The organism is Leptospira weilii serovar Ranarum str. ICFT, from assembly GCF_000332415.1.
Lineage (GTDB): Bacteria > Spirochaetota > Leptospiria > Leptospirales > Leptospiraceae > Leptospira > Leptospira weilii_A.
The window spans coordinates 1-11,559 of the sequence record NZ_AOHC02000039.1 but is presented as its reverse complement, the minus strand read 5'-3'; the positions used below and the strand labels follow the sequence as shown (position 1 = coordinate 11,559).

11 protein-coding genes are annotated in these 11,559 nt (G+C 43.9%); 7 read left to right on the top strand and 4 right to left on the bottom strand.

Going from position 1 to position 11,559, the window contains the following annotated elements:
* Nucleotides 1-237: hypothetical protein (locus LEP1GSC060_RS13170; RefSeq protein WP_036095041.1), on the top strand; the 237-nt coding region annotated here is incomplete at its 5' end.
* A gap of 112 nt (nucleotides 238-349) precedes the next feature.
* On the opposite strand, the gene LEP1GSC060_RS13165 is transcribed toward LEP1GSC060_RS13170, so the two are convergent.
* On the bottom strand, nucleotides 350-1,141 hold the full coding sequence (locus LEP1GSC060_RS13165; RefSeq protein WP_003005503.1) for a tetratricopeptide repeat protein: 792 nt from the start codon (nucleotides 1,139-1,141) through the stop codon (nucleotides 350-352).
* A 57-nt stretch (nucleotides 1,142-1,198) separates the two neighbouring features.
* Nucleotides 1,199-2,506, bottom strand: a complete 1,308-nt coding sequence (gene asnS / locus LEP1GSC060_RS13160) for an asparagine--tRNA ligase (protein ID WP_003005514.1) — start codon at nucleotides 2,504-2,506, stop codon at nucleotides 1,199-1,201.
* Nucleotides 2,507-2,587: 81 nt separating this feature from the next.
* Here asnS and folD point away from each other — a divergent pair, with 81 nt between their 5' ends.
* The 6 genes from folD (at nucleotide 2,588) to LEP1GSC060_RS13130 (ending at nucleotide 9,710) form a co-directional block, all read left to right on the top strand.
* Nucleotides 2,588-3,442 (top strand): bifunctional methylenetetrahydrofolate dehydrogenase/methenyltetrahydrofolate cyclohydrolase FolD, encoded by an 855-nt coding sequence (gene folD, locus LEP1GSC060_RS13155; RefSeq protein WP_003005517.1) that lies wholly within the window; start codon nucleotides 2,588-2,590, stop codon nucleotides 3,440-3,442.
* A 15-nt stretch (nucleotides 3,443-3,457) separates the two neighbouring features.
* The gene (locus LEP1GSC060_RS13150) at nucleotides 3,458-4,423 is read left to right on the top strand and encodes an acetylxylan esterase (protein ID WP_003005484.1); all 966 of its coding nucleotides are present in this window, start codon (nucleotides 3,458-3,460) and stop codon (nucleotides 4,421-4,423) included.
* Nucleotides 4,420-5,838 carry a cysteine--tRNA ligase gene (cysS, locus tag LEP1GSC060_RS13145; RefSeq protein WP_003005511.1) on the top strand — a complete coding sequence of 473 codons (1,419 nt, stop codon included), beginning with the start codon at nucleotides 4,420-4,422 and terminating at the stop codon, nucleotides 5,836-5,838. Before LEP1GSC060_RS13150 ends, cysS begins: the two co-directional genes overlap by 4 nt.
* Nucleotides 5,823-6,584, top strand: coding sequence for a 23S rRNA (guanosine(2251)-2'-O)-methyltransferase RlmB (rlmB, locus tag LEP1GSC060_RS13140; RefSeq protein ID WP_036096429.1), 762 nt, complete (start codon nucleotides 5,823-5,825; stop codon nucleotides 6,582-6,584). Before cysS ends, rlmB begins: the two co-directional genes overlap by 16 nt.
* Nucleotides 6,585-6,911: 327 nt before the next feature.
* Nucleotides 6,912-8,057, top strand: a complete 1,146-nt coding sequence (locus tag LEP1GSC060_RS13135) for an esterase/lipase family protein (protein ID WP_003005521.1) — start codon at nucleotides 6,912-6,914, stop codon at nucleotides 8,055-8,057.
* Between the two features lie 540 nt (nucleotides 8,058-8,597).
* Nucleotides 8,598-9,710 carry an esterase/lipase family protein gene (locus LEP1GSC060_RS13130; RefSeq protein WP_003005507.1) on the top strand — a complete coding sequence of 371 codons (1,113 nt, stop codon included), beginning with the start codon at nucleotides 8,598-8,600 and terminating at the stop codon, nucleotides 9,708-9,710.
* Between the two features lie 268 nt (nucleotides 9,711-9,978).
* Here the strand turns inward: LEP1GSC060_RS13130 and hisF are convergent, their stop codons facing one another.
* Both hisF and LEP1GSC060_RS13120 read right to left on the bottom strand, forming a co-directional pair.
* Nucleotides 9,979-10,749 carry an imidazole glycerol phosphate synthase subunit HisF gene (hisF, locus tag LEP1GSC060_RS13125; RefSeq protein WP_003005494.1) on the bottom strand — a complete coding sequence of 257 codons (771 nt, stop codon included), beginning with the start codon at nucleotides 10,747-10,749 and terminating at the stop codon, nucleotides 9,979-9,981.
* A partial coding sequence (locus LEP1GSC060_RS13120) for an amidase (protein ID WP_036096426.1) occupies nucleotides 10,746-11,559 on the bottom strand: 814 nt, incomplete at its 5' end. The genes hisF and LEP1GSC060_RS13120, both read right to left, overlap by 4 nt.

Genomic DNA, 11,559 nt, shown 5'->3' with positions numbered 1-11,559 from the left:
ACACCTAGTATAGTTATACAATATGATTATAAAATTAATAAAAATATCGCGATCGGCATTCTAAAAGGAGAACTTCCAAGGTTACTTTCCGGTACTGAACCGATGAACTCCGTTTTTGATGAAATGAAAGCCGAACTTTTAAAACATCGGCTACCTGTCATTCCAAATAGAACCTTCAATAGAAAACATAAAGTTCGAAAACGTAAGTTTGAAATCTATTACGGCAGAGTCTCTTAAATTGACAGCATTGTCCTATGGGGTGTGTTGTGGGGTTCGTAGTCTCACGGAGGATTGTCGGAAGTACGACAGATCCAAGTATTTCCGGCGTTGGTTACGGATCGCGTTGCGATCAACCTTGAGCGGCAACGAGTTCGCTGAACACCTCTTCCGCCTTCTTAAAGTTTTCCGAAAAAAGATAAGCAAAACCTAAATCGATCAATTCCTGCATCGAAAGGGATTTTCGTTTCGCTTCCATTTTGGGAATACTCGCGATCTTTTCGGAAAATTCTTTTTTCTTTTCGTCGAAGGTGGGAAGTTCCTCGTAACCCGGAATTTTTTCGAGAACCGATTTCGCTTCGTCGAACTTTCCCATATAAACGAGAGCAAGCCCCAATGCACCCATAACGTCTCTTTCTTCCGAAAGACGTTTTGCATTCTCAGCAAAAACCTGAACCGCTTCTTTGTAGTTTCTAAAATGATAATTGGAAAAAAATTCAGCCTTACAAAAGGAATCGTCCGAAAAACGGGCCTTGTAAACGGAGATCAAATCCAAAACCGTTTTGAAATCCACCGCGTCCTCACTTACAAGAATTCCGGTTCTAAGCGTCGAATACGCAATCGGAACGGAAGCGGATTTAAAATACGAGTGAAACTTTTTTGCGGACTCGCGGGACTTTCCCGCTTCTTTCAAAAGATACGCTTCCAAAAGAGGTGTTAAAACGGAGGAACCTTTGAGAAAAAAATTGATTTCGTGATCGGAACCGGATTCAAACCCCGCAATTCCACTCAGATGATTTAAAAAAACGTGATTCGGATTCTTCTTTGCGATCGCGATCACTTCTTCGTAAGAACCCGTTTCGAATAATTCCCAAGCGGTTTCTTCAATGGAAGACGGATTGGATACTGCTAAATTCTGACCCATACGATACACCTCTCTCTTACTTATCGGATGGGCCTTACGAAAACTCTCTAAAAAAAATCAGGGATACAATCGTTCCATCATCCTCGGAAACGGAATACATTCCCGCACGTGTTGGAGTCCGCAAATCCAAGCGATCATTCTTTCCGTACCGAGTCCGAAACCGGCATGAGGAACCGATCCGTATTTTCTCAGATCCAAATACCAATCATAGGATTCCACGGGGAGTTTTTCTTCTTTCAGTCTTTGAACGATGTTCTCGTAGTTCTCTTCCCTTTCCGAACCTCCTATGATTTCCCCCACTCCGTCCGGCGCGATTAAATCCGCATTCAAAACCGTCTTGGGATCTTCGGGATTCACCTTCATATAAAACGCCTTCGCTTCCCTCGGATATTTTTGGATGAATACCGGACCTCCGAACTCGGTCGTGAGCATCTGTTCCCTTTCGGAATTGATATCGTCTCCCCAAACGATATCCTCTCCTTTGGACCCGAGGATTTCGAGGGCCTTTGTATAATCGATCACCGGAAAATCTTTTTCAAAATAAGCGAGTAGAGGCGCCGGATCTCTTTCCAACACTTTCAAATCTTGTAATGAACTTTGAACGGTCTCTTTCACGATCGTCTTTACAAAGTCCTCTTGCAATTTTAGATTTTCTGCATGTCCTGCAAACGCGACTTCCGCCTCGACCATCCAGAACTCGGTGAGATGTCTTCTGGTTTTACTTTTCTCCGCACGAAAGGTCGGCCCGTAACAATAGACTTTGTTGTGCGCAAAGATCGCCGTTTCCAAATAGAGTTGTCCGGTTTGAGCGAGATACGCGTTCCCTAGATCGAAGTATTCCGTGGAAAATAAAGTTCCCGCGCTTTCTCCCACCGAACCGGTAAGGATCGGAGTATCGATCAAAAGAAATTCCCTTTCGTGAAAGTATTTTCGGATCGCAAAGGAAAGATTATCCCTCACTCGAAGAATCGCCAATTGTTTGGAAGAACGCAACCAGAGATGTCTCTGCGATATTAAGAAATCGATTCCGTGTTCCTTCGGAGTGATCGGATAATTTTCGGATTCTCCCACGACTCGAATCTCATCCATGACGAGTTCGAATCCGATCGGAGATTTTTCGTTTCGAACCAGTTTGCCCGTCACTACAACGGATGTTTCCTGACGGAGACGTTTTACGGTTTGAAAAATTTCTTCTCCGAGAATTTCTTTTTCCGCGAGAACCTGCAAAATTTTGCCGCTGTTTCGGAGAGAAAGAAACTGCCTCGCGTTACTTCCTCGGATTCCGTGAACCCAACCTTCGATGACGACCTTACGATCCGCGTATTTTTCCAATTCATGATTACTGACGATCGGTGTTTCAGACATGGACTCATTTTACGCTTTCGGTTGCACCGAAAAGGATATTTTTTACCTGACAGAGAAGAGGTTCCCTAAATCCTGAGAAGTATGAATCCGGTTCTCTTAGATGGAAAAAAACTCTCTGAAAAAATCAGGGACGGAATTCGTTCCGAGATCGATGAACGAAAAACAAAAAATCTTAGAATTCCAAAACTCGCGACGATCCTAGTAGGCAACAACCCCGCTTCCGAAACCTACGTTGCGATGAAGATCAAAGCCTGCAACTCCGTTGGCATGGGTTCGGAGATGATCCGCCTCGGAGAACAAACCACCACGGAAGAATTGTTAGCCGTCATCGACAAACTGAACTCCGATCCGAACATAGACGGGATTTTACTCCAACATCCTTCCCCTCCTCAGATCGACGAAAGAGCGGCCTTTGATCGGATCGCACTTCACAAGGACGTGGACGGAGTCACCACTCTTTCTTTTGGAAAACTTTCCATGGGAGTGGAAACCTATCTTCCTTGTACTCCGTATGGAATGGTTCTTTTACTCAAAGAATACGGGATCGACGTCGCGGGAAAAAATGCGGTCGTGGTGGGACGTTCTCCGATTTTGGGAAAACCGATGGCGATGTTACTCACCGAGATGAATGCGACCGTCACACTCTGTCATTCTAAAACACAAAATCTTCCCGAGATCGTTCGTAAAGCGGATATCATCGTAGGAGCGGTCGGTAAACCGGAGTTTATCAAGGCCGATTGGATTTCGAAAGGTGCGATTCTTTTGGACGCGGGTTACAACCCCGGCAACGTAGGCGATATCGAAATTTCCAAAGCAAAAGATGTTTCGTCGTTTTACACTCCGGTTCCCGGCGGAGTCGGTCCGATGACGATCGCCGTACTCCTATTACAGACCCTTGATTCCTCAAAAGAACACTTTACACCACCGGTAAAGTGAAAACGATGTTTCCAGATGGCGCTCAGTTTTGACGAATGTTTTCAAACTTATCCCGAGCTTCACGGCCCGAGCGATCTCGACGAATTTTGGTCCGAGGCGATTCGGGATTTAAAAAACTTTCCGATTAAAAAACAATCCAAGGCTCTTCTCAAAGGTTCGATCATCAAGGAAACCATCTATGATATTTCCTTTCAATCCTGGCAAAACGCAACCTTAAACGGAACCCTCGTCATTCCTAGAAAACGAGGAGACCTCCCGGTGGTCGTTTACTTTCACGACTACGGAAAAGAAAGACCCGCAATCATCAAAGGACTCACCGAAACGGGAGTCGCCCAACTCATCATCGATCTAAGAGGTCACGGTTCTCAGTTGGTTCGTCCTCTACTGAAAGAGGGGGAAGTCGCCGATCCCGATTGGACTCCCGGTTATTTTGCGAAAGGTTTGGACGGAAAAGATTCTTTTTATATGAAAGGGTTGTATCTGGACGTGATCCGGGCCGTCGAATTTTTAAGACTCAGCGACGGAATCGACGGAGATAAAATCATTCTCGCGGGAAAATCGATGGGAGCGTCGCTTGCGGCGTTCGGAGCCGCGTTTACGAATCGGATCAAGGGACTGATCTTGGAAACTCCTAATTTTTGTCATATAGACGATCTTCAACTCAAACTCGAAAAGAGTTGGATGAAGGAAATTAACGAGCAACTCAACAGTTCCAAAACCAAAAAAACGGCGATGAAAAAAAGTTTAGCATATTATGATAGTATAAACTTCTCCAAAAAAATCAAAATCCCGACTTTGGTTTCGGTCGGCATGGACGATAAAATTTCCCATCCTAAATCGATTTTCGCCTTCTTCAATCATCTGAACTGCGACAAAAGAATGCAGGTTTATCCCACGGAAGGAAACGAGGCCGGTTTGAAGGACGAAAAACAGAACGGCGCCAATCTGGAATTTGTGAGGGAAATTTTCTTTCCCGAATGATCGAGGTTCAGTTTTACAATTCCCTTTCGGGTAAAAAAGAAAAATTCTCTCCCTCGGACCCGCACCGAGTGACCGTGTATTCCTGCGGACCGACGGTTTACAACTTCGCTCATATCGGAAATCTACGCGCTTTTCTTTTCGTGGACGTTCTACGCAGATCCCTTAAACTTTTGGGATACGGAGTGGATATGACGATGAACATCACGGACATAGACGACAAAATCATCCGTGATTCCATCTCTTCTCAAAAGAGCGTCAAAGATTTTACCGCCCCTTGGACGGAAGCCTTCTTTGAAGATTTAAAAACCGTTTCCGCCGAAATTTTGGAACACTATCCCAAGGCCACCGAATCGATTCCTGAAATGGTCGAGATCATTCAAAAGTTACAGAACAAAGGTCTGGTTTATGAAAAAGACGAAAGTCTTTATTTCTCCATTCAAAAGTTTAACGGCTACGGAAAACTCAGTAAAATCGACACGACCGGTATGAAAACCGGAACCCGTTACGACACGGACGAATACGAAAAAGAGGACGTAAGGGACTTCGTTCTTTGGAAAAGTCCGAAACTGGAAGGGGAAACCTGCTGGAACACGTTAGTCGGAACCGGACGTCCCGGTTGGCATTTGGAATGTTCCGCGATGATCCGCAAGGTTTACGGAAGCGGAGTGGACATTCATACGGGCGGCGTGGATCTATTATTTCCCCATCACGAGAACGAAATCGCGCAGTCCGAAGGCGCCTTTCCCGAAGAATCCTTTGTAAAAACCTGGCTTCACAGCGAACACCTTCTCGTGGACGGTCAAAAGATGTCCAAAAGTAAGGGGAACTTTTACACGTTACGCGATCTTGTTCAACAAGGTCTGGATCCGAAAGCGATTCGTTTTCTTTTGATCTCGGCTCACTACCGCTCCAAGTTGAATTTTTCCGTCGATCGAATCGCCGAAGCTTCCACGAACATCCGTAAAATTCAAAATTGTTTGGATCGTTTGTTGGATCTGGAATCGGACGTAAAAATCTCAGATCCTTTCGAGTTTAAGTTTACTTCCGAAAGTGTTCTGCAATGGAAAAAAGAATTCGAAGAATCCCTAGCGGACGACTTAAACGTTTCCAAAGCCTTAGCCGTCGTTTTCGAATCCGTAAAAACGATCAATTCCATACTCGACGGCAAAAAAAACGAAATGCTCGCAAAAGAATACATTCAAATTCTTGCATATTATGATCGTATTTTCGGAGTTCTCGATTTCGAGTCCAAAAAAGATCTGATCGATTCCGAAATCGATTCCCTGATGGAAGAAAGGCAAACCGCCAGAAAGAATAAGGATTTTGCGAGATCCGACGCGATTAGAGATCAACTTTTGGCGCAGGGAATTTTGATCGAGGACACGAAAGACGGAATCCGCTGGAGGAGAAAATAGCCAGACCGGAATACATCTTCGGAAAACGGACTCTGATCGAACTTACGGAGGCCCATTCCAACAAGGAACATTCTTTTCCTTTTATCGAATTGTATGTGAAGGAAAATCCGGGAACAGACATTGTCGAAAAAATATTAAACCGACTTCCTTCTTTCGTAAAAGTTCATCGGGTATCCGGAGCCAAACTGGACTCTCTCGTTCCGGGAAGGAACCATCAGGGAATCGTCGCTCTCAAAAGTCCTTCCAAACTACAGACCTCAGATAAGAAAAATCTGGAAGAAATCCTTTTTGAAAAACCGGGAACCTTTCTGATTTTAGATCGCATCCAAGATCCCGGAAACCTCGGAAATATTTTGAGGACCGCCGAATGTTTCGGAGTCACCAACATCATCCTCCCCGAAAGAGAATCCGCGGGAATCACACCCGTGGTCGAAAAAGTCTCTTCGGGAGCGCTTTCGTTTTTAAAAATTTTCACGGTTAAAAATCTCGCAAACACTCTGGAACTCTTAAAGGAAAACGGTTACTGGATCGTTTCCACGAGCGATCGAGGTAACGAAGATTGGTCCAATCTTCCCCATCCGAAAGAACTCGCGATCCTCATGGGAAACGAGGGTGAAGGTGTCAAAAGAATCCTTTTGGAAAAATCGGATTTTGTACTGAGAATTCCGATACACGGAAATCTTTCCTCTTTGAACGTCACGGTTGCGACCGGGATCGTTTTGGATCGGATCATAAACCGCAAATGATTCTTCCGAACCCTTTGTCTCTTTCGTGCAAGAAATCTTCATAAAGTCAGAAAGTTAAAATCCGTTAAAGGAATCTCCATAAAATCCAAAAGTTTAAATCGTTAAAGGATTTGGGCTCAAATTAGGGATCTTCGTGTTTTAGAAAGTTATAATTCATTGATAAAGGTTCTTGAAGATTTTCCGAAATGAATCTTAATTTGAGTCCGTCTTCGAATTTACATTCGGATTCTTATTCCGGCCTTTTTCGTTCATCTTACAATTCGAAGGCTCTTCCGATTTTAAGAATTATCTCTTGCATTTTCTAATTTTTGTTTTCTCTTGGAGGACATGAAATCCTTCCGAACTTTTTCCAGACTTTTCGTAATCTTTCTTTGCCTCGGTTTTTTTTCCTCGTGCAACCATTCATCTTGGAATCAGCTCAAAGAAAAACTCAATCTTACAAAAAAGAAAAATATGACGGAAGAAATCTTGGAAACTCTGATCGTTCTATTTTGGGGAGAATTCAATCACGAACTCTATAAGTTCATTCCGATTCCTTCGGTCGTTTCCAAAAGTCAATTCAATGCGGATCAATTCGCAATTGCCACACCCGACGTTAAGGAAAACAAGCCCAAGATCGTTTTGATTCACGGTTGGGACTTTAAGGAAAAAAACATAAATCCTCCCACGAACAAATTCGCGAAGGTTTCGAATTTAAGAGAAACCTGGGACGACGTTTTGGAAATGTATTCCCAAAACCTTTCGGGAGTTCAGACTTCTTACGAACTTTATACTTTTACGTATCGAACCTCGGACTATGTGGAAAATAACGGAAGGAGACTTATCGATAAACTCAACGCCGTTTTCACTCCGGACGACAAAGTCGTTCTACTCGCGCATTCCATGGGAGGTTTGGTAAGTAGATCCGCCCTTTATCATACAAACAATACGAACGACGTGATCGACTTCATAGTAACTCTGGGAACTCCTTATCTAGGTTCGCCTTTTGCGTCTCCGAGTTACCAGGGAAATTTCGGAACGTTAGGCGAACTCATCGCGTTTATGACCGAAAGCGAGGGAGGAAAAGATCTGGCTTACACGAACGCGTTAGGCACATCGTATTCGGTTCCGATTCCGAGCGAACAGATCAGCGACGCTTTCAATCCGTATCTGGAACGACTACTCGCGGAATCGTCAAAGGATTCGAAAGTAACCGTGTTTTACGGGGAAATGAACGTTTGTAACGAACATCCGGGTTCGAATGCGATTTATATCATCGGCTGTAATTTTTTATCGAACGGAAGCCCTAGTTTTTCGGGCAAAAACGACGGAATCGTAACTTCCACGAGCGGCAAAATGTCCTCCAAATTACCCGCAGCAAAACGATTCTCGAAAAACTTCGATCACGCGCAACTTTCGTTTCGCGATCACTTGGATAAGGTTTCCCGAAATGCGTATTTCAACGAAGTTTTGACGATCATCAACGCCTTATGAAAATTAGAATCCAGTAAATTAGAAAATTATTTTATTCTATATAAACCGTATTTTGCGGCAAATACTTCCCACAAAATACGGTTTTCTTCAAGCCGATCCATTACGCCGTAAAAAATCCAATTTACATTTCGAATGATTCCGATTTTTTTTTACCGATTTCCATAAAATCGAGTACCGTTAATTTTTATCGCAAAACACCGTTTTAATACAAAATATTGAGTACTTTATTATATATTAACGTGAGTTCGGTATAAACAATGCGAAAGCGATTGTATGTTGCGAACGCACCTGTTTCTGATTCGCACAAGATTTCAACCGTCGAATTTACGTTATATTAATGAGCAATTATGAATCAGTCAAAAATGACTACCGCCGTAGATCCGATCGCAAATCAAAATACTTCAAATAACTCAAGTAACATATTTTATATTTATAATATACTTAAGTATTCCGATTCGTATTCCAATTAAAAATATAAAACGAATTGAATTTCTGATTTTCACTTGCATTCTATTCCTTTCCTCGTTTTATCTTTAGGATATGCAACCCGTTAAACTACTTTCCAAACTTTTCATATTTTTTCTTTGTCTCGGCCAGTTCCTTTACTGCAATAGTTCGATCGAAAGGAAAAATACGACCGAAGCGATCCTGAAAAATGTAGGCGTTACGTTTTGGGACGAATTCAATCACGAACTCTACAAGTTCATTCCGATTCCAGAGGTCGTTTCAAAAAATCACATCATGTTGGATCAATTTGTGATTGCCGCTCCGTATTTAAAAACAAACAAACCCAAGATCGTTTTGATTCACGGTTGGGACTTTGAAGAAAGAAATTTCGAACTTCCCACGAGCAAACGTAAGAAAGTCGCGAACATTAGAAAAATCTGGGACGATGCCTTGGAGATGTATTCTCAGAACCTTTCGGAAGTTCAAACCTCTTACGAACTTTATACCTTTACCTACCGAACCTCGGACTACGTGGAAAACAACGGAAGGAGACTTATCGATAAACTCAACGCCGTTTTTACTCCGAACGACAAGGTCATTCTACTCGCACATTCCATGGGAGGTTTGGTAGGCAGATCCGCTCTTTATCACGTAAACAATACGACCGACGTAATCGACTTCATAGTCGGGCTGGGCGCCCCTTACCTAGGTTCCCCTTTTGCCTCCGCAGGTTATCGGGAACAAATGGGAAAAACGTTAGACGAGCTGATCGGGTTTGTGACCGGAACGTCGGGCGGAAGAGACATGGCTTATACGAACGCACTCGGCACACCTTACAAGATCCCGGATAACGAAAATATTCCCGAAGCTTCCAATCCGTATTTAGAACGACTTCTCGCGGAATCTTCCAAGGATTCCAGAGTCACCGCTTTTTACGGAGAAATGAGCGTCTGCAACGGACATCCCGGGTCGGGGATCGTTTTTGTCATCGGCTGTGATATTTTGAAAGACGGAAACCCGAGTTTTGTGAATAAGAACGACGGGATCGTAACTTCTACAAGCGGAAAGATGTCCTCCAAATTACCGGCTGCAAAACAATTTTCAAAGGATTTGGACCACTATCAACTGTCGTTTAGCAGCCACGTGGATACGGTTTCCAGAAACGCTTATTTTAACGAAGTTCTAACCGTTATCAACGCTTTGTAAACGGCCTCAATCCAAAGATAAATCCTCGAACGTTTTGTCGATTCGAGGGAGGATAGATACATGATTCAATCATTATATACCAATTTAATCATGTATCTCATCTTGGCGCCGAAAAGCCAAGACCCGGATCTTCGAATTATAGATTCGTCTCAAAATCATATTCGAAGATTATGATACTATTTCGGATAAAAATCATATCCGCGCAAATTGGAAAGCCGGAATGAATACCTCTTTGGAAGGACAAACCAAACGAAAGGTGCGGCGATCGTCAATCCAAACGAACGGAAATTCCCATTTCCTTCATGGCTCGTTTGGTTTCACGAATGGAGTATTCTCCGAAGTGAAAGATGGAGGCCGCAAGAACCGCGTCCGCTTTTCCTCTTAGGATCGCTTCCACCATGTGTTCGGGATTTCCCGCGCCCCCGGATGCGATGATCGGAATTTCAAGCGAGGAGGAAAAATTTTTTAACAGATTGATATCGAATCCGTTTCGTGTTCCGTCCCGATCCATAGACGTGAGAAGAATTTCACCGGCGCCTTTTGCGGCGGCTTCCTGCGCCCAATCGAGCGCTTCCCTTCCGGTTTCCGTTCTCCCTCCGTGTAAAAAAATCTCGTATCGGTCCCTTGCCTTTTGAAACTTCACGTCGATCGCGCAAACGATACACTGAGACCCGTAAATTTCGGATGCATGTGTAAGAAGGTCCGAGTTTTGAAAAGCCGCCGTATTGATCGATACCTTATCCGCGCCTTTTTCCAAAACGGCCCGTACGTCGTCCACGGTTCTGATCCCGCCTCCGACCGTAAACGGGATAAAAATTTTTTCCGCGATCCTTTCCACGAGATAAAGAAGAATTTCCCTTCGATCGGAAGACGCGGTAATATCCAAAAAACAAAGTTCATCCGCTAAATTTTCCTCGTAAATCGCGGCGGATTCGACGGGATCCCCCGCGTCCACGAGATTGACAAAGTTCACTCCCTTGACTACTCGTCCATCCTTGATGTCCAAACAGGGAATGACTCTTGCCGTTAAATCGCTCATCCTATTTTTTCCGGAAATTGAATATTCAAATTTTCTAATTTAGAAAGCGATTGTGCGACTCCGAAAAGTTTTCCCTCTTCGAAGTGCGGGGCCGTGATCTGTAGTCCGATCGGAAGTCCTTTTTCGTCCTTTCCCATAGGAACGCTGATCGCGGGAAGTCCGGCCAAGTTTACGCTCGTAGTCCACATGTCGGCTTTGTACATCTGAACCGGATCCTTGGTTTTTTCTCCGACCTTAAAAGCGGTCGTAGGAGAAGTGGGTTGTAGGATAAAATCCGTTTTGGAAAAGAAAAACTCGTATTCCTTACGAAGGAGCGCCCTCGCCTTTTGTGCGGTTCCGTAATACGCGTCGTAATAACCCGCGGAAAGAGAAAACGTTCCCAAAAGAATTCTTCGTTTTACTTCCGGCCCGAATCCTTCCGTTCTGGAATCCGCAAAAAGATCTTCGAGTTTTCCGGTTTTGTTTTTTCTGGATCCGAAACGAATCCCGTCAAAACGGGAAAGATTGGAAGAACATTCCGCCGTAGCAATGATGTAATAGATCGGAATCGCAAAGGCGAACTTGGAAAAATCGAGTTCGACGAGTGTCGCCCCCTTCTCTTTCAATTGGGAAAGAACTTTCTCATACGCTTTTACGACTTCGGGTTGAATTTCCGGAGTCATTTTGATCACGCCGACTTTCCATCCTTTGATATCGGGAACCGGAATATCCGTAGCGGAAAATCCGGGACGATGGACCGAAGTCGAATCTCTTACGTCCTTTCCGGAAATCACGGAATACAAATCGATACAACCTTGTAGATCTCTCGAT